The organism is Kitasatospora sp. NPDC042419, from assembly GCF_056437345.1.
Genome location: NZ_JBWKAW010000027.1, coordinates 1 through 18142, shown reverse-complemented (window position 1 = coordinate 18142; position 18142 = coordinate 1). Strand labels below are relative to the sequence as shown.

Here is an 18142-nt window from a genome sequence, read left to right as displayed (position 1 = left end):
GGCGGACGCCGTGAACACCGCTCTGCTCTACCAACTGCTCGACGTCGACCCGGCCGACGGGCCGGCCGAACTGCTCCACCGCTCCCGCACCAGCCGCCACCTGCCCTCCCTGGTGCTCTCCGCCCTCGCCGGCGACGCCGTCCGGATGGGCGAACCCGCCCGCGCCGAACTCCGCCGCGCCCGCGACCGCGCCGACCGCTACACCCGCCTCGCCGGACACCTCGCCCGCTCCACCGGCGTCCGCGCCCTCCGCGGCCTCCCGCTCGCCGGCTACTACCCGGCCGGGCTGCTCCGGCCGCTGGACGCCCTCGACCTGGTCGCCCCCGGCGAGGCCGCGCTCTGGCAGGCCGTCGTCCGGCTGGTCACCGACCAGCCGGTGGAGCACATCGAGGTCGCGCTGACCGGCGACCGGCCCCACCACACCGCCGTCACCGTCCACTGGCCGGCCGAGGACCCGCTCGTCGACCCCTGGTACCGCGTCCGCCTCACCACCGCCGCCCTCGACGGGGACGGCGCCGGCGTCCCGGTCCGCCCCTACCTGGTCGCCGACGACCACGTCGAATGCCTCATCGCCCTCGCGGAGGAGGGCCTCCGCCGCCCCTTCCTCCCGGCCGACGTCCTCGACGTCGCCGCCCTCGACCGGCAGCCCTTCGAACCCGCCGAGACCGCCGCCGTCATCGCCGCCTACCGCCTCGCCCCCGAGGCCGCCGCCCTCATCGACCTCGCCGCCGCCCACCTCCCGCTCGGCCCGCTCGCCCTGGTCCGGGCCACCCTCGAAGCCGAACTCGCCCCCGAGCACCGGCGCCGTTCGGAGGCCGCCACCCCCCGGCTCCCCGCCCGCCACGGCACCCTGCTGCGCCGCGCGGTCATCCGCCACGACTGGGACGAGGCCCGGCTGGTCCCCGCCCCCGACGGCCCGCTCCTGCTCACCCCCGTCGCCGACTACCTCCTGACCCCGGCCCCGGACTCCGCCACCCCGGCCGGGCGCGCGGCGGCCCTCCGGGCACTCCACGACTGGGACGCCCTCTGTTGACCGGCCGCCCCGACCGGTTGGTGTGACCGGCCGCCCCGACCGGCCGCCCCGGTCGGCTACCCCTCCACCGGTTCGGCGTCGCTCAGGTCCTCCACGCGTACCGGCCGCAGCCCCTCGAACACCACGGCGAGCCCGTACGGGTCACAGACCGGCAGGGCGCCCTCGGTGAACCGCACCTGCCAACCGTCCACGTGGAAGTCGATCTGCGGGGCTCCCAGCGGAAGTTCGACGGCGGAGCCCGCGAGGTGGCGCCCGGCCTCCTCCGCCGTCAGCCCGAGCACCTCCGGCTCCGCCGCCAACACCTCCCGCACGAACCCGAGCGCCGCCCCGACGAAGCGGTCCACGTCCGCCACCACCTCGCCGAGCAGCGACAGGTCGACCTGCTCCGGCTCCTCGCCCGCCTCCAGCAGGACGTTGACCTCCACCGGCTCCCCGTACAGCCCGGACCGGGGCGGCTCCGCCACGCCCCACACCCGCAGCCCACCCGGTCCGTCCGCCACCGGCACCAGCCCGCCGAACCCCATGTCCTCCACCGTCATGCCCCGCAGTCTTCCACTTCGCCGTCCCCGCCGCGGGCCCCTTCGCCGGCCGTCGGCCGTTCCGCGTCCCGCTGCAGGACCTTCACCGCCTCGTCCTCCGCCCCGGCCCGCCGGTACGCCTCCGCCGCCGCCTCCCGTACCGCCGCCACTTCCCCGTCGGCCCGCCGGACCCTCTCCGGCCGCCGGGCGGCCTCCTCCCGCCGCGGCCCCACAGTCCTCGTAGGGTGGTCGGAGCTGGACCGACCACCCTACGAGAGGTGTTCCATGCCGACGACCCGGCCCGCATCCGACCCGGCCCCGCGCGCAGAACTCGGCGTGATCGGCGGCTCCGGCCTGTACGCGCTGCTCGACGACGTCACCGAGGTCACCGTCGGGACGCCGTACGGCCCGCCCAGCGACTCCCTCTTCATCGGCGAGGTGGCCGGCCGGCGGGTGGCGTTCCTGCCCCGCCACGGGCGCGGGCACGACATCCCGCCGCACCGGATCGACTACCGGGCCAACCTCTGGGCCCTGCACTCCCTCGGCGTGCGCCAGGTGCTCGGCCCCTGCGCGGTCGGCGGCCTGCGCCCCGACTACGGGCCGGGCACCCTGCTCGTGCCGGACCAGTTCGTCGACCGCACCTCGGGCCGGGTGCAGACGTTCTACGACGGCGTCCCGCTCCCCGACGGCTCCGTCCCGGGCGTCGTGCACGCCCCGATGGCGGACCCGTACTGCCCGGCCGGCCGCGGCGCCGTCCTGGCGGCGGCCCGCGCCGCCGCCTGGGAGCCGGTGGACGGCGGGACCCTCGTCGTGATCGAGGGGCCGCGCTTCTCCACCCGCGCCGAGTCCCGCTGGTTCACCGCCAACGGCTGGTCGGCGGTCGGCATGACCGGCCACCCGGAGGCCGTCCTGGCCCGCGAACTCGCCCTCTGCTACACCTCCCTGAACCTGGTCACCGACCTGGACGCGGGCGTGGAGAGCGGCGACGGGGTGACTCACGCGGAGGTGCTGGAGGTCTTCTCCCGCAACGTGGACCGGCTGCGCACCGTCCTCTTCAAGGCCCTCGAAGCCCTCCCCGCCACCCGCACCTGCCCCTGCCCCCGGGCCCTCGACGGCTTCACCCCCGGCCTCCCCGGCGTCCCGGGCCCCTGACCCGCCCGGACACCCGCCCGGACACCCGCCCGGGGAGGGGGCAGCCGGCGGCGGCGCCCAGCCGTGCAGACTCGACCCATGGAGCACTTCGCCGCCAACCCCGACACCCTCAAGGGCGTCGTGACACTGCTGGACGACGGGGGCACGCGCTGGGTCCTGCACCGCAGGCGACTGGACCTGCGCGCCGTCCGCCGACTCGTCAGGGACGCCGCCACACCCCTGGTCTGGGGCGACATGGGCGGGATCAGCCCCCGTGCCACGGCGGACGGCGACCGCCCGGAACTCTGGGCACTGATCAGGAACGCGTACGCGGGGCCCGGCGGTGACCCCTCCTACGGGCGCTACCTGGCACACGAGTTCCGCGTCGCGCCGGGCCGCCGCCTGCTCTACGTCGAGGACCACTGCTGAGGAGTCCGGCCCCTCACGCGCCCGCGTGGACGTAGGCGGCCCAGACGTGGGGGCGGTCGGGTATCCGGCTGCGGAGTTCGCGGACGGTGTGGTGCAGGGCGAGCGCGCCGGCCGCCGTGTCACCGGCGGTCGCCCGGCGGTAGAACGCGCGGGTGACCTGGTCGGCGTAGGTGCTGTCGATCTCCCAGAGCGTGCCGACCGCCTCGGGGAAGCCGGCGACCAGGAAGGCACTGGTGATGTGGATGGCCTCGTCGCTGAGCCGGTCCGAGGTGCGGGCCGTGCCGCAGGCGGTGAGGAAGGCGAGCCGCGCGGCCCGCGGCCGGGCCCGGCAGATCTCCAGGACGGAGAGCCGCTCGCCGCTGGGCAGGTGGAGCAGGGCGCCCGACGGTTCGCCCGGGTCGGTGGCCGCGTGGCAGCCGAAGTGCACCCACTGGGTGCCGCCGAGCGCGCGGAGCACGGCCTCACGGGTCGCCGCGGCGCCGACCAGGGGTGCGGGTGCGCGGAGCAGGTCGGCGGCGTAGTGGGCCGCCGTCGCGACGCCGGGCATGTCGTCCTCGGGGGCGGCGACCAGCAGGGCGGCGCTCCCTCCGGCGGCCCCGCCGGTGCCCTCGCGGTGGGCCGCCCGGGAGCGCGCGTACGCCAGGGTCTGGAATCCCGGGACGTACGAGGACACGACGGCGTCGAGCGCGGCGCCGCAGCCGCCTTCGCCGCAGTCGGGCAGGGTGCACTGGGCGGCGTGCAGCGGAAGGGCGTGGAAGGCCCCGGTGGGGATCCACCAGATCCGCGGCCAGGGACCGGAGTCGGGCACGGGGCCGCCGGCTCCCAGGTGGTCGAGGACCGGGCGGACGATCCGGTGCCAGGTCCAGGAGAGGGTGCGGCGGGCGGTGGCGCCGGCGTCGACGAGGGCGGCGGGGGAGGGCCGGGCGGCGCCCTGGCCGTTGATGGCGTCGACGGCTCCGCGCAGTAGGCGGGCCGTGTCGGTGAGCTCGTCGGTGCCGGGGTCGAGCGGCAGCGCGGTGATCGACCGGCCGGTCACCACGAGGGCGTGGCAGTGGTGCGGGCCCTGGTGCAGCAGGACGACCGGCCCGTCGGCGGCGAGGCCGCGCAGCCGGTCGCCGGTGAGCGGGCGGAGGAAGTCGTCGAACCCGGGCAGGGCGCGGATGCGTTCGATCAGCTCGTCGAGGTCCCGCGAGGCGTGGAGCCCGGCGAGCCGGGCCCGCTCGGGGACGGCGTGCGAGGACCGGCCGGGCTCGGCGGCCGCCGGGTCACCGGCGGTGGCCCCGGTGTCGGTGGGGCCGGTGGCGGTGGTGCCGGTGGCGGCGGGGCCGGTGTCGGTCAGGTCCGAGAGCAGGTCGGTGAGGCGCTCGAACTCGTCCGCCGGTTCGGCGTGGGCGGCCCGCAGTTCGCCGAGGTCGGCGCGGGCCTCGATCCGCCGGGACAGCAGCAGCCCGCGACCGCGTTCCAGCAGCTCGACGGCCCGGTCGACGTCGGGACCGGCGACGGCGCCGAGGTCGGAGGGGTGCAAGGCCGCTGGGCGGGCCGCCCGGGGGGCAGCCGCCGACCCCGCCTCCGTCCCCGGCCCCGCCCCTGACCCCGCCCCCGTCCTCCGGTACGCATCCACGTCGACGCCGTACGCCGCCAGGCGGGCACGGACGTCCCGGACGGTGATCGACGTCAGGATCAGCTCGGTGATCCCCCGCAGATCCCCGTCGAACGAGGCGAGTCCGTGCTCGGCGGCCTGCTGGGTGCTGCCCCGGTCGGTGACGCGCGGCAGCAGCTCGACGGCCGCCTCGACGTGGGCGAGCGCCGTGGCGATGCCCGGTCCGGACTCCCGCAGGGCTCCCGCCGCGGCCCCGATCTCCTGGTGCGCCCGCAGCCACGCGGGGGCGGTGAGGGTGTCCATCAGCGGGCCGGCGGCCTCGCCGAGCAGGCTGTGCATCAGCCGTCGCGCCGCGGCCTCGACGGGGTCCGCGGGCGTCCGCCCGGGGTGGTCCGGTGCGCCTTCGGTGACGGCCGGCGGCAGCGGGAGGGGCAGGTCGCCGGTGACGAGGGTGAGGGGGGCCCGCAGCAGGTCGGCCCAGCCCTCGGGGGCCTCCAGCGCGACGGTGTCGACGACGCGCCGGGCCTCGTCGGTGAGGTTCCGGGCCTGTGCGGGATCGCCGGTCCGGACCTTCAGGACCCGCTGGACGAGGACCCTGATCAGCGTCATCGCGGCGTTCATCCGCCGCGGGTGGCCGGTCGGGCACGCGGCGAAGGTCGCGCGGCACCGTTCGAGCTGCTCGTCCGTGACGACGGCCGTGAGGCCGCCGCCCGGGCCGATGGCGTCGATCATGTTGAGGTAGTCGTCGCCCATCAGGTCGAACCCGGCGGTCCGGGCCGCCTCCCGGTCCTCCTCCGCGGCGCCGAGGTCCCTGAGCCGCAGGGCCACTTCCCGGGCCCGGGCCAACTGCTCCGGGTCGTGGCCGAGTACGTAGTTCTGCAGGGCGCTGTGGAGCTCGGTGTGGGCCGACATGAACGCGTGGTAGGGGCCGGTGGTCCGGCGCGGGTCCTTGGGGACGGCCGCCGCTTCGGCGAGGATCGCCGCCGCCTCGCGCGCGGCCTCCGGGTCGAGGCGGAGGGCCGAGAGGAAGGTGAGCGCCTGGGCGAGGATCTCGTCGGTGGCCTCGGAGTCCTGGGGGGCGTGCGTGCGGGCGTACCGGAGGAGCGTGACGATCTCGTCCATCGCGCCGGGGTCGCGGGAGGTGGCGGCCCGGGCCGCCAGGGCGGCGCCGAGGGTCCCGGACACGTGGGCCCGCAGGAGGGTCTCGTCCTGGGGGAGGTCCGCCAGGATCCCGCGGATGGCCGTGATCTCGTCGTCGAGTCCGCCGGGTTCCTCGGCGCCGTCGAGCCGCAGAGCGCCGAACCGGCCCATCAGGGAGGTCATCCGGGCGAGTTCCGGGTCCTCGAAGCCGCCGTCCGGCTCGCCGGCGGCGGCCGTGGCCGCGGCGAGCGGCAGGGCCACGTCGTAGCGGCCCTCGTTCAGCAGGCCGGTCAGCGGCAGGCCGGGCGGGGCCGAGGCGGCCGCCTGCCCGGCCAGCGCCCCCGCCTCCGCGGCCAGCCGGGCGGCGGAGGCCGGGTCGGACGCCCGCAGCTCCTCGGCCCGGACGCCCGTGAGGGAGGCCAGGAGGGCGACGTAGGCGTAGCGCCGCGGCTCGTCCGGCGGGACCGCGGCGAGCGCGGCGCGGAACCGGGCGATCCGCTCGTCGGAGACGGCGAGGTCGACGAGCGAGGTCGCGATCGAGAAGACCTCCAACTCGATGTCCGGGGGCGCCCCCAGGTGGTCGTTCAGCTCCCTGAGGCGGTCGAGGAGGCTGCTCGCCGCGCCCGGATCGTCCGGCCCGGGCGTGTCCGCTCCGGGCACGGCGGTCCCGTCGCCTCCGACGCCTGCACCGTCTCCGCCGCCACCTCCACCGCTACCGCCACCTCCACCGCGCTCGCGGGCGAAGGCCTCCTGTGCGTCGGCCAGGGCGGCGGCGACGACGGGATGCGCCGGATGGCCGGCCGGGGTGGCGGCGAGGGCCGACTCCAGCCGCCGCACGCCGCAGGCGATCCGGCCGGCGTCGTGCTCCCGGACGCCGGCGTCGGCGAGGGTCATGCCGATCCGCAGCTCGAACTGCCCCGCCCAGGAGGTCGAATCGGCCTGGAGGGAGCGCACCATGTGCAGGGCTTCCAGGGCCTCCGACGGGAGGGTTCCGGCGGGGGCCGTCGCGATCAGCCGGTCCACCTCGGTGAACGGGGGGTCCCCGAGCAGCCGGGCGGCGTCGAGGACGGTCCCGAGGGCGAGCGTGGCCGCCTCGGCCGCGGCCTGGTCCAGGTCGCCAGGGGCGAGGGCGGACAGCACCCCGCTCGCCACCCGGCCGTGGTGCGCGGCCTGGGCCAGCCCGTCCGGGTCGGCGGTCAGGTGGAAGCGCGCCAGCTCGAACCCGAGGGCCTGCATGGTCAACTCGATGTCCCCGTCCGGCCCCTGCGGCAGCAGGCTCCGGGCCAGCACGGACCAGGCAAGCGCGCGCTCCAGTGCCGTCAGCCGGTCGGGCCCGGCGGTGTCCGGTGCTTGGAGCAGCTCGCCGTGGGCCGCGGCGGCGAGGTGGGCGAAGCGTGCGTCGTGGAGCGGGTCGGCGGGGTCGAAGGACTCCGTGAGCTGGGGCGGGAACTGCACGTGCGCGGGGACGCGCGGCTGCAGGAAGCCGAACGTGGCGCTGATGAAGAGCACGTTGACGGCGGCTTCCGGGTCGTCGGGCCCCTCGTGCCGGAGCCAGAAGGTCCAGAAGGTCGCGAGGACCTTGTCGAGGTCGACGAGGTCCTCGGGTGAAGGGGCGGCCTCGCCCAGGAGCGCGAACGCCTCGTCCGCCGCTCCGGGAGCCCGCAACGGTGCGTTGCCGCGAGCCTTCTGAGCCGCCAACACCCGTTCCACCACGCGTTCGTGAAGCCCAGTCACAACTCCACACTATCCTGGCGTATCGTCGGAACGCCGTGCATCGGCGGGAACCGGTCGGCGGAAACCGAGGGGAGAGGCCGTGGGATCCGGGGGTAAGGAGCAACGGGTCTTCGAGGACGCCGTCGAGTACCTGTGCCGCAACGCCGAGGCGCTGCGCGAGCTGGTCGGACCGGCGCACTGGGACGGGCCCTTCGCCCGCGTCCGGGACGGCGCACCGGCCACCGAGGACTGGCGGGAGGCCGTACGGGACCTCCACGAGGCGGCCGAGGAGGCCGGGATCCCCGGCGGGATCGGGCTGCGCACCACGATGGGCGTCGGCGACTGGCCGGGCGGGCCCGTGCCGCGGTCGGTCGGCTGGATCTGCCCCACGGGGCGCTGCGCCCGGATCGACCTGCCGGACGGGGCGGCGTCGGACGCCCGGGTCTGCGCGCTGAGCGGCGGACCGCTGCGCCGGGTGGACTGAGATGGGCCTGGGACTGCTCCTCGAACTCCAGAAACGCATCCCCGACGGATGGTTCCTGCGCCGGCTGCTGCCCGCCGTGCTCCTCGTGGTCGTCGCCGCGCTCGGCAGCCGGTTGGGGTGGCGCCACTGGTCCGACGTCGGCCTCGCCCGCGAGAGGACCGCCGGCGTGCTGCGGTTCGACGGCGGCCTCACCTCCGACAGCGCGGCGGTGCTCGCGCTCCTCGCGGCGGCCGCGGTGGCGGCCGCGTTCCTGGCACCCTTCGCCGCCGGGGCGGTCGGCGCGCTGGCCTCGGGAGCCTGGCCCTGGTGGCTGACACCGCTGGGGCGGCGGCTGACCCGCCGCCGGGAACGGCGTTGGGCACCGCCCGAGCAGATCGCCAGGGAGGCCGTGCGGGCCCGCGCGGCCGGGCACGAGCTGCGCGCCGCCCGGCTCGACGCACGCCGCGCCCGCGCCGCCCCGACCGGGCCCGCCGGCCCCACCTGGTCGGGCGACCGGCTGCGCGCGGCGGAGGAGCGCATCCGGGCGACGGCCGGCGCGGACGTCGCCGAGGCCTGGACGGGGCTGCTCCTCGGCGCGCCCGACGCCACCCGGGAGGCACTGGGCGCGGCCCGCGAGGCCTACGACACCGCCTGCGAAGCCCTGGTGTGGGGCGTGGCCTTCACCGTCGTCGGCCTCTGGTGGTGGCCCTCGGCCGTCGTCGGGATCCTCGTCGGCCTCGCCTCCTGGCGTTCGCTGCGCCAGGCCGTGGAGACCCTCTGCCGCACGGCCGAGGCCGCCTTCACCCTCCGGCACACCGACCCCCCGGCCGACCGCCCGGCCGAGCCCGGAGCCCTGGGTTCCGAGCCCTGAGTCCTGAGCCCTGAGCCCTGAGCCCTCGCACCGGCATCCCGCCCGGTGGCCGCCCGGTGGCCGCCCGGCGGCTCGCGGGTCAACGCATCGCCCCGGAAGGGTTGCCGGCTGTCGATCAGCCCGCCAGTGCCGCGAGCTCCGCGTCGGCCCGCTCGGTGACCAGGGCGAGGACGCGGCCGGCGGCGGCGAGGTCCTCGGCGGGTATCCCGCCCCACACGCGGGCGGAGACGGGGGCGGTCTCCGCGCCGACGGTGGCGAGCAGTTCGCGCCCCGCATCCGTGGGGCCGAGGTGTGTGCCGTCCGAGACGAGCAGCTGCCGGGCCAGCAGTTCGTCGAGAGCGGCGTGGATGTCGGCCGGATCGGCCTTGAGGGAGGCCCGGACCTGGGCGACGAGGTCGTCCCGCGTCCGAGGGGCGTCGGAGGTGACGGCGGCGCGCAGCGCGATCTGCTGCTGGAACGTGGTGCCGTGCCGGGCCAGGACGTGCTCCAGGACGCCGCGGGCGGCGTAGTGCGCCAGGCCGAGCATGCGGGAGTCGGCGACGGGCCCGTCGGTGGCGGCGGCGCCGGTGGCAGAGGCGGTGGTGCCGGTGCCGGTGCTGGTGGTCATGGTGTTGTCCCCTGAGTGCTCTCGTCGTTCGGTAGGGATGGAGCGAGAGGTGCGTCGAGCAGGATCGTCAGCTCGTCGGTGAGCGCGCGCGTCCGTTCGGCGTCGAGGCCGCCGAGGGGCTCCAGCAGCTGCTGGAGCAGTTGCTGGACCACCGTGATGGCCTGCCGGGTGACGGTCCGGCCCTGCTCGGTGAGCGCGAGTTGTACGGCGCGCGGGTCGCGGGGGTCGCGGGTGCGCTCGATCAGGCCGGCGGACTCCAGGGCGCGCGCCAGCTTCGAGACGTACAGCGCCTCCAGGCCGGTGTGGTCGGCGAGTCGGCGCTGACTGGGCCGCTCGCCGGTGCGCTGCATGCCGTGCAGCGACGCGACCAGGACGTACTGCGCGTGTGTGAGGCCCAGTGGAGCCACCGCGCGATCGACTGCGACGCGCCACTTGTTGGCGAGTCGCCATACCAGGAAGCCGGGCGTGGGGCCCGGTGAACCCTTGCTCATGCCAAATAGAGTACATGGCTACTATGTCCATGGCTACTATTCCGGCGCGGGCGTGAGCGTGCGGGCGTGAGTGTGGGTGTCGGCGTCGGCGACTGCGGGTCGTCGAGCGTCAGTCCGTCCGTCCGTGGTCCCGCTCAGGCGGTGGTGCGGGCGGCCGTGTAGAGGACGGTCAGGCGCGGGTCCTCGACCTGTCCGCCCTGCTCCTCGACGAGCGTGGCGAGCCGGGTCAGGAACTCCTCGCGGGCGGCCGGGGCGAGTTCGGCGACGTTCGGGAACGTCGACCACAGGTCGCGCGCGGTCCGCGGTGTCAGCGTCTGGTGCCACTCGACCGCGTCGACCGCCACCTCGCCGAACCAGCCGCCGGCGGTCAACTGCCGCCGCCACCGGTCGGCGTCGAGCGCACGCGGGCGGCTGTCGCGGTAGCCGGGTTCGGCGGGGAGCAGGTCGCGGTACACCTCGTCGAGCCGGTCGCGGAACGGCGTCGGTCGGCGGGTGTCGCCGAACTCGGTCCACCAGGCGGCCACCCGACCGCCGGGGCGGACCAGTTCGCCCAGCCTCCTGGTCGAGGCGACCGGGTCCAGCCAGTGCAGCGAGGTCGCCGCCACGGCCAGGTCGAACCCGCCCGCGCCCGCAGGGCCGAGGTCGGCGGTCTCGAAGTCGGCGATCACCACCTCCAGCCGGTCGCAAGCGAGTTCGGCGGTGAGGATCGCCGCCAGGTGCTCGCCCGGCTCGACCGCGACCACGTGGGCGCCGGCCGCCAGCAGCGGCCCGGTCGCCAGACCGGTGCCGGCACCGACGTCGAGGACCCGTGTGCCCGGCCGCAGTCCGCAGCGGTCCGCCAGCAGGTCGAACACCGCGTCCGGGTACGGCGGCCGCCCCCGCCGGTACGTGTCGGCGGCGGCGTCGAACGACATCCGGTGCCCCGGCGGCCGTGCCTCGGGTGTGCCCATCCGGCCAGTCTGCCACCACGGCCGGTGCGCGGCACCGGGGTCGAACCCCGACGCCGGAGAAGGCGAGCAGCCTTGTGCTGTTCCGGCGAAAGCCCGTCGGCGATCGTCGGCGGTGTTCTCCGCAGCCGCTCGTGATTCCCGTGATTCCCGGGAATCGCGACAATCCGGGAGCTGCGGGGCGGACTTCCTCGGTTCCACCGCCGAAAGCATCCCTCGGCCGGAGGAGAATCCCGCCGGTTCGGGCGGCTCCGGTTCCGGTTCCGGTATCGGCGGAGTCGATTCCGGCGCGGAACCGGTCCGTCCCCGTGCCGATTCGGACAGTGCGCACACGACGACCGGTCGTTGCCGCGGCTGCCTGTTGTCATGGTCTGGCACCTCAAGTTGCCAGGAGTACGAGTCGCACGAAGGAGTCAGGATGTTCCGCAGGAATTCCGCTCGCATAGCGGCCCTCGCCGTGACGGCCGGTTCGATTCTGCTGGCGGTCCCCGCCACCGCCAACGCCGGCACCACCGCCTACACCCCGCAGACGGCCTGCGGTTCCAGCTACGTCACGAAGGATTCCTTCAACCTGCCGGGCAACACCTCGACGGTCTACCTGACCTACAGCAGTTCGACCGGCAAGAACTGCGTCGCCACCATCAAGAACACCAAGGTCGGCACCCCGACGCCGACCGGGGCCTATCTGACCTTCGGCGACGGCAGCGGGAGGCAGGAGGAATTCAAGGACTTCAGCTACTACGCCACGGCCTACATCTACGCGCCCGGGCAGTGTATTTACTACGGCGGCCGGGACTACAACTCCGGTACCTGGTGGGGCAAGGGCCCGGGCTGGTGCGGGTGAGCGGAGCCCTCGCCCACCCGCCGCGACCGACCGGCGGGTGAGCGGCGGGTGAGCGGCGGGTGACCGGCGGGTGAGCGGCGGGTGAGCGGCGCACTGCCTTCGGAACGGCTCGGGCCCCCGCAGACCTGCCTCTGCGGGGGCCGGAGCCGTGGGCGAGCGGCGTGTTCGGTGAGCCACCCACCCGGTGCGCTCGGCCGCTGAGCCCGCTGCGCGTCCTGGAAGCCCTCCGCGGTCTCGTCGCGCCCGGCGGGACCGTTGCCGTCACGTCGTCCGAACAGGGCGGCATCTCGCTCGACACCGAGGGCGGCTACGAGCTCTACAAGGCCGGCGAGGCCGCGCTCAAGCGGTTGGTGCGCAGCTACGCCACCCGCCACGCGGGCGACGGGCGGACCGTGCCGCCGATCGACGGTGCCGTGGTAACGGGCGTCGTGGCCGAGTCGTCCCGAGTGCGAGTACTCGGGACAGGACCGGCGCTCCGCGCCATGATGGTCTGATGCCCGAACAGATCATCGATCCGCTCGTCGCCGTTCCGCTGACCGTGGTCGAGGCGGCGACGCTCGTCCTGTTGTGGTTCGTGGCCTCGATCCAGCGGTGGGCGGCGGAGGGCAGGGACGCGCCCGGGCTGGACCGGGCCGTCGACATCGGGCTGGTGAGCGCCGCGGTCGTTCCCGGCGTGGGCGCCTACGTGTTCTTCCGCCTGGACATGCCGATCAGCGCCGTCTCCCAGTGCCTGGTGGCTGCGCTGCCGACGTACGGCGTCGTCGGCGTCGTCGTGAACAGCCTCCGGGCCCGGCGGTTCCGGCGTGATCGCCGGGACGGCTCCTGACACCGCAACGGTGCCCACACCCCGGAGCCCGGCCGGTCCGGAGGAGGGTGCCCGCATGCGCCTCAGCCCTTCCTCCGCAGCACCAGGTACTGGTCCGGCCTGGCCAGGTCCCTGCTGTAGTGGAGCGTGCCCTCCGACGGCATCGTGATCAGGCGGTAGATCGACCCGTCGGAGATGCACGTCGCGCCGGGCGAGGAGCCGGACTCCCTGGACGCGTAGGCGACCCGGCTCTCGTCGGCCGAGCTGAGCGTCCAGGCGCCCTCGCACCAGATACCGGTCTTCGGCGTCTCGGCGCGGATCTTGCTCCTCTCCTCGCTCGGCGCCGACTGGACGATGGTGAGGGTCACGGTGGTGACGTCCCCGTTGGCGGCCTTCTTCTCGCCGACCCACGTCCCGAGGAACTTCGCGGGGATGATGCCCGGCCCCGGGGCGGTCGGGGACGAGCCGGGCTCGGGGCTCTCGTCGGCCAGGCCGGAGGGGTCGTCGGTCGGCTCGGGGCTCTCCGAAGCCGGGGCGGCGGGTGCCGTCCGGTCTCCGGTCGGGGCGGTCCGGCCGGGGTCGGAAGCGGTGGACTGCTGGTCGTTCTCCCGTAGCTTCTCGACCAGCAGGTATCCGCCGCCCAGCAGCAGTACGACGGCCAGTACGGCCGCCAGCGCGCCGTACCCCCGCCGGCCGCCTGGCTGTTGTGGGTACGGCCCGTAGCCCGGCACCGTGGCCGGTACCGACGGCATCGGGGCCGGGGCCGGGGCCGGGGCGGGGATCGGTCCGGAAGCCGGGGGCGGCGTGTACGGCCCGCCCGGCCCGACGGGTCCAACGGCCGGCGGGCCGAAACCCGGCGGGGCCGGCGGCCCGAACCCGGGCGCACCGGTGGCCCCGGGCACGCCGGTGGCCCCGGGCAAACTGCCGCCCGGTACGGCCTTCGCCGCCTCGGCCACGCGCGCCGCCCTCGCCGCCTCGGCGACCGTCCGGCCCCCGGCGGGAGCCCGGGTTCCGGCCGCCGACTCCGGAGCCGTCGCAGCAGCCACGTCCCCCGCGGCCGCCGCCTCCCCGGCCTCCCGCTCCCCTTCCAGGTCCAGCAGCTGTACGGCACTGCGCCCGACCGCCGCTGCCAGCGCCGTCGGCAGCCAGTCCCCGTGCCCCAGCCGGGCGGCGGCCGTGCCGTCGCCGTCCAGCCGTTCCCGTAGCCGTTCGGGCGTCGGGCGGGCCGACGGGTCCTTGGCCAGGCAGTCACGGACCAGGGAGCGCAGCGGGTCGGCCAGTCCGGAGAGGTCGGGCTCCTCGTGCAGCACCCGGTAGAGCAGGACGGGCGCGCTCACCCCGGAGCCGAACGGCATCGTGCCCGTCGCCGCGTACGCGAGGACCGCGCCGAGCGAGAAGACGTCGCCGGCCGGCCCGGCGGGCAGGCCGTTCGCCTGCTCCGGCGACATGAAGCCCGGCGAGCCGACCACCTGGCCGGACTGGGTGAGCACGGTGGCGGCGTCCAGTGCGCGGGCGATGCCGAAGTCGATCAGCCGCGGTCCGTCCAGGGTCAGCAGCACGTTCGACGGCTTGACGTCCCGGTGCACCAGCCCGAGGCCGTGCACATGGGTGAGCGCCTCGGCGAGGCCGACGCCGAGGGTGCGGACGACCGGCTCGGGCAGTGGCCCGAACTCCCTCACGGCGTCGGTGAGCGCGGGCCCGGCGACGTAGCCGGTGGCCACCCAGAGGTGCCCGCCGTCGGTGTCCGCGTCCAGGACCGGTGCCGTCCAGGTGCCGCCGACCCGCCGGGCGGCCGCCACCTCCTGACGGAACCGGGCGCGGAACTCGGGCTCCCCGGCCAGGTCGCGACGGATCACCTTGACGGCGACGGTCCGCCCGCCCGTGGTCCGGCCGAGGTAGACCCGGCCCATCCCGCCCGCTCCGAGCTGCCGCAGCAACCGGTACTCGCCCACCTGCCGCGGATCGTCCGCTGCCAGCGGCTGCATGCCCACGCTCCCCTCGACGCCCGGCGTGGCCGTCCCCGCCTCACACGTCCGGGGCAGACGCTATCGGCCCGGGACCACCCGTGGAACGGGATCGCGATCACTGAATCATCATCAGATGATCACAGTGCAGCCGGGCCCTGTCGACCCCCTCTCAGCCCCCTCTCGGCCCCGCTCCCCACAGCCTCCCCGTGGCTCTCCCGCACCGCCCGCCCGACCGTCGACGAGCGACGACCCCGGATGCCTCCCCACCGTGAACGGTCCGACCGGCGCAACCGGCGACCGTCACGGTGGGGACCGTCGCACGCGGTACCGAAACCCGCGGTACTAGAGCTCCCTGACATGCGGCGGGTTGCCGGTGGAGACGGAGAGCTTCCCCTGCTGGATCTGGACGTCGCTGCCGCGGAACAGCACCCCGTACTCCTTGGTCATCGCGACGCTGCCCCTGCCGAAGGTGACCCCGATGCCCCGCTCGAAGGTCACCCACTTCTTGAACTCGTTGATCCCGAAGAACACGATCCGGTCCGGCAGGGTGACGAACATCCGCTCACCGTCGTGACTGAGCTGCATCCCACCGCCGACGGTGAGGAGGCCCTTCACGTGCCCTTCTCCTGCGTGCAGCTCGTTCAGATCGGCCTTGTCGGCGATGACGTCGCCGAGGTCGTGCCCGCCGTCCCGGTAGACCCGGAGGCCGGCCTTGGGGAACTCGATCCAGCCGTCGGTGGTGTCCCGGCCCTGGACCCACTTGGTGTTGAGGCCGTTGAGGTCGGCTTTGTCGGCGGAGACGGTGCCCCATTCCTGGGTGCCGTCCTTGCGGACGTTGATGCCGGTTTGGGGGAAGTCGATCCAGCCGTTGCCGTGGTCGCGGTCGCCGACCCATTTGGTGTTGAGGCCGTTGAGGTCGGCTTTGTCGGCGGAGACGGTGCCCCATTCCTGGGTGCCGTCCTTGCGGACGTTGATACCGGCCTGAGGGAAGTCGATCCAGCCGTTCCCGGCGGCGCGGTCGCCGACCCATTTGGTGTTGACGCCGTTGACGTCGGCGCGGTCGGCGGTGACGACGCCGAGGTCCTTGTCGGGCCCGTGGTAGACGTCGATGCCGGTGTCGGGGAAGTCGATCCAGCCGGAGCCGGCGGTCCGTCCCTTCACCGTCCCGGTCTTCACGTCCTGCACGTCGGCGGTCCTGGCGGTGACCGTACCCAGGGCACGGTTCGGGTCGTCCACCTTCACGCCGTCCGCGGTGAAGGTGACCCGGCCCTTGTCCGAGGTCCCCTCGACCCACGGGGAGCGCGTCCCGCTCCCGAACTCCGGGACGAGCGCGTGGACGGTGGTGGTGAGGAAGTACCCGTGCAGCGCCTGCCCGCCGTTGTCCGTCCCGGCGACGAGGGTGTACGTGGTGCCGCGCTTCGGGGCGGGGACGGACCAGGTGTAGGCCTTGTCGACCACCGGGGGCGCGGTGACCGCCTGCACGGCGTGCTGCTCGGTGCCGTCCGGGTGGCGGATCCAGTAGTCGAGGTTGCTGGGCCCGTTCCAGTTCAGTTCGACCCACTGGCCCGCGTCCGTGTCCAGCAGGGAGTACGTCGGGCGGAAGTTGCGCGGGACCTTCGGCGCCTGCTTGGCGAGCGCCAGGGTGGTGGTGAAGGCGTCCGTCGGCATGGCCGCGTTGTCGTCGCCGCCGCCGGACCTCTCGTGGATCTTCACGAGGACCAGGCCGTCGCCCCGGGTGACCGGGATGTTGTCCAGTTTCAGGACGATCCCCTCATTGCCGGGCAGGGTGACCTTCTTCCCCGGCCACGTGCCGTGCTGGGCCCGGAACACGCCCCTGGTGTCGTCCCAGGCGAACTTCGGGTCGTCCAGCCAAGGCGGCGGCATGTACGTCAAGGTGAGGCTCGGTGTGATCGCCGCGGAATCCGCCGTCAGGTGCTCGGGGTCGGAGCCGACCGGGATCTCCACGTCGATGTACCTCCACTCCACGTCTTCCTGATGGGAGTTGGAGACGATCAGGTACACCGACCCCACGGACGGTGCCCCGTCGAACGACGCCTGCAGTGACGTCGGATCCGTGACGATCTCGTAGTGCAGCAAGGACGGCACAGCGCGGACTCCCTAGCTCGGCGTTGCACGGGATGCGGGCGGCGGACGCGCAGTGGGGGCCAGGTTGCTGCCGGGTGCCGTTCGGGTCCTTCGAGGCCGCACGCCCCGCCCGGGGACAGGTGCCATCAGGCTTTTCGACAGTAGGCAGCCCCCGTCGGTCCGAACACCGCGATCACGTGGAGCTGGCCCGAACCGATGCCCCATCTGGCCGGAACCGCGGATACCGGAACGCCTCGGACTCGATTCGACCAACGCCCCTAAATTTCATCGGAGTTGGGGAATCCGTGACGGTTGGGGAGCCGGCTTCTCCTGTGCGTACTGCCACCGGTGCAACACCCGCCGAGTCCCTTGGCCCGTGGGGTCGTTGTGAAGCGCCTGCGTCGACCGTGAGGCGGTGCCCGCCGCAGAACGGGGTCAGGGAGCCCAGGGCAGTCGGACGGCCTCGATCCAGGAGTCGTCCAGCAGTGCTTCGACGAGGGCGGTCGGCCCGGCGACCTTGGTGGCCCACAGGTCGTAGTCGGTGCACAGGACCCACGACCGGTCCTCGGCCCAGAGGTTGGACGGACTGAAGTCGACCCCGGGATCGTCGTACAGGGCCGAGGCGTCGCCGAGGCGACCCTCGCGCACGAGGAGGTTGTCGAAGTCGGCGGCGACTCCGAGGGACAGCGGGGTGTAGTAGGCGAGGCAGCGAGTGGCCGTCTCCCCGGGCGGTTCGGGCCGGGGGAGCGAGGGACGGGGCTTCGTCGTCACTCGGCGGGGGTGCCGCGGAGGAGGAAGGGGAGGTGGGTGCCTCTGGTGAGGGCGTCGAGGGCCTGGGTGGTGCGGCGGTACTGGTCGGGGGGCATGGCGTCGGGGAGTTGGGCGCGGTGGAGCCAGTGGACGGCGGTGACGGTGCGGGGTGGTCGGTGGCGGGCGACGGTGGATTCCTGGGGCCGAGGTGAGGCGGCCGCCCCAGTGGATGAAGGTGAGGGCTTCGGGGAGGTGGTGGGGGTCGGTGTGGTCGGTGGCGAGGATCGAGCGGAGGGGGAGGACGAGGCCGGTCTGGGTCTCGGTGTGTCGGCGGGCGGCGAGGTGGGGGAGTTCGTCGCGTTCGGCGTCGCCGCCGGGGAGGTGGAGTCCGGAGGTGTGGGAGCGGCCGATGAGGAGGAGGGCGCCGTCGCGGTTGAGGATGAGGGCCTGGTGGCCGAGTCGGCGGCGGGGCGGGTTGGTGAGGATGTCGGGGAGTTGGTGCAGCAAGTTCGGCTCCTGGGTTGTGGGTTGTGTGGGTCGGGGTGGTTCCGGCCGGGCCCGCGCTGGGGGCGGCGGGCCCGGCTGGGGTTCCCGCGTGGCGCGCCACACCGGCACGCGGGAGTTCAGGGGGTGGTGTCGGGGCCGTCGGGTTGGTCGGGCGAGAGCCAGGCGAAGCAGGCGGGGAGTCCGGCGCTGATGCCGGTGGCGAGGATGAGGCCGAAGATCAGGAGCTGGGGTCCGAGGGGGC

General features: G+C 74.7%; 16 protein-coding genes and 1 pseudogene. 8 read left to right on the top strand and 9 right to left on the bottom strand.

From position 1 onward, the window contains the following. Nucleotides 1-10: 10 nt before the first annotated feature. Nucleotides 11-1033 carry a hypothetical protein gene (locus tag AC067J_RS34500; protein ID WP_478306013.1) on the top strand — a complete coding sequence of 341 codons (1023 nt, stop codon included), beginning with the start codon at nucleotides 11-13 and terminating at the stop codon, nucleotides 1031-1033. 56 nt (nucleotides 1034-1089) lie between these two features. Here AC067J_RS34500 and AC067J_RS34495 read toward each other — a convergent pair whose 3' ends face one another. Continuing rightward, nucleotides 1090-1572, bottom strand: a complete 483-nt coding sequence (locus AC067J_RS34495; RefSeq protein ID WP_478306011.1) for a hypothetical protein — start codon at nucleotides 1570-1572, stop codon at nucleotides 1090-1092. Between the two features lie 264 nt (nucleotides 1573-1836). Between AC067J_RS34495 and AC067J_RS34490 the strand changes: the two genes are divergently transcribed. Both AC067J_RS34490 and AC067J_RS34485 read left to right on the top strand, forming a co-directional pair. Then, nucleotides 1837-2703 carry an S-methyl-5'-thioadenosine phosphorylase gene (locus tag AC067J_RS34490; protein WP_478306009.1) on the top strand — a complete coding sequence of 289 codons (867 nt, stop codon included), beginning with the start codon at nucleotides 1837-1839 and terminating at the stop codon, nucleotides 2701-2703. 78 nt (nucleotides 2704-2781) lie between these two features. Continuing rightward, nucleotides 2782-3111, top strand: coding sequence for a hypothetical protein (locus AC067J_RS34485; protein WP_478306007.1), 330 nt, complete (start codon nucleotides 2782-2784; stop codon nucleotides 3109-3111). Between the two features lie 13 nt (nucleotides 3112-3124). Here the strand turns inward: AC067J_RS34485 and AC067J_RS34480 are convergent, their stop codons facing one another. After that, nucleotides 3125-7585, bottom strand: a complete 4461-nt coding sequence (locus AC067J_RS34480; RefSeq protein ID WP_478306005.1) for a CHAT domain-containing protein — start codon at nucleotides 7583-7585, stop codon at nucleotides 3125-3127. A 79-nt stretch (nucleotides 7586-7664) separates the two neighbouring features. Between AC067J_RS34480 and AC067J_RS34475 the strand changes: the two genes are divergently transcribed. Together AC067J_RS34475 and AC067J_RS34470 are read left to right on the top strand one after the other, a co-directional pair. Continuing rightward, nucleotides 7665-8048, top strand: a complete 384-nt coding sequence (locus AC067J_RS34475; RefSeq protein WP_478306003.1) for a hypothetical protein — start codon at nucleotides 7665-7667, stop codon at nucleotides 8046-8048. 1 nt (nucleotide 8049) lies between these two features. Further along, nucleotides 8050-8898 (top strand): hypothetical protein, encoded by an 849-nt coding sequence (locus AC067J_RS34470; RefSeq protein WP_478306001.1) that lies wholly within the window; start codon nucleotides 8050-8052, stop codon nucleotides 8896-8898. A 115-nt stretch (nucleotides 8899-9013) separates the two neighbouring features. Here the strand turns inward: AC067J_RS34470 and AC067J_RS34465 are convergent, their stop codons facing one another. The 3 genes from AC067J_RS34465 to AC067J_RS34455 form a co-directional block, all read right to left on the bottom strand. Beyond that, complete coding sequence (locus AC067J_RS34465) at nucleotides 9014-9505, bottom strand: MarR family transcriptional regulator (RefSeq protein WP_478305999.1); 492 nt, start codon at nucleotides 9503-9505, stop codon at nucleotides 9014-9016. Further along, nucleotides 9502-9996 (bottom strand): MarR family winged helix-turn-helix transcriptional regulator, encoded by a 495-nt coding sequence (locus AC067J_RS34460; RefSeq protein WP_478305997.1) that lies wholly within the window; start codon nucleotides 9994-9996, stop codon nucleotides 9502-9504. Before AC067J_RS34460 ends, AC067J_RS34465 begins: the two co-directional genes overlap by 4 nt. A gap of 134 nt (nucleotides 9997-10130) precedes the next feature. Then, nucleotides 10131-10946 carry a class I SAM-dependent methyltransferase gene (locus tag AC067J_RS34455; protein ID WP_478305995.1) on the bottom strand — a complete coding sequence of 272 codons (816 nt, stop codon included), beginning with the start codon at nucleotides 10944-10946 and terminating at the stop codon, nucleotides 10131-10133. A 415-nt stretch (nucleotides 10947-11361) separates the two neighbouring features. Here AC067J_RS34455 and AC067J_RS34450 point away from each other — a divergent pair, with 415 nt between their 5' ends. From AC067J_RS34450 to AC067J_RS34440, 3 genes are all read left to right on the top strand, one after another. Beyond that, nucleotides 11362-11787, top strand: a complete 426-nt coding sequence (locus tag AC067J_RS34450; RefSeq protein ID WP_478305993.1) for a hypothetical protein — start codon at nucleotides 11362-11364, stop codon at nucleotides 11785-11787. 161 nt (nucleotides 11788-11948) lie between these two features. Further along, a complete protein-coding gene (locus tag AC067J_RS34445) occupies nucleotides 11949-12281 on the top strand; it encodes a hypothetical protein (RefSeq protein WP_478305991.1) in 333 nt (110 codons plus the stop codon). Beyond that, nucleotides 12281-12613 (top strand): hypothetical protein, encoded by a 333-nt coding sequence (locus AC067J_RS34440; protein ID WP_478305989.1) that lies wholly within the window; start codon nucleotides 12281-12283, stop codon nucleotides 12611-12613. The genes AC067J_RS34445 and AC067J_RS34440 overlap by 1 nt, the downstream gene beginning before the upstream one ends. 62 nt (nucleotides 12614-12675) lie before the next feature. On the opposite strand, the gene AC067J_RS34435 is transcribed toward AC067J_RS34440, so the two are convergent. The 4 genes and pseudogenes from AC067J_RS34435 to AC067J_RS34420 form a co-directional block, all read right to left on the bottom strand. Then, entirely contained in the window at nucleotides 12676-14577 is a 1902-nt protein-coding gene (locus tag AC067J_RS34435; protein WP_478305987.1) for a serine/threonine-protein kinase, read from the bottom strand. Nucleotides 14578-14901: 324 nt separating this feature from the next. Continuing rightward, nucleotides 14902-16665 (bottom strand): hypothetical protein, encoded by a 1764-nt coding sequence (locus tag AC067J_RS34430; protein ID WP_478305985.1) that lies wholly within the window; start codon nucleotides 16663-16665, stop codon nucleotides 14902-14904. A gap of 414 nt (nucleotides 16666-17079) precedes the next feature. Beyond that, nucleotides 17080-17415 (bottom strand): hypothetical protein, encoded by a 336-nt coding sequence (locus tag AC067J_RS34425; protein WP_478306173.1) that lies wholly within the window; start codon nucleotides 17413-17415, stop codon nucleotides 17080-17082. A gap of 258 nt (nucleotides 17416-17673) precedes the next feature. Continuing rightward, nucleotides 17674-18003, bottom strand: a pseudogene (locus tag AC067J_RS34420) (NUDIX domain-containing protein); the annotation flags it as partial. Nucleotides 18004-18142: the final 139 nt, after the last annotated feature.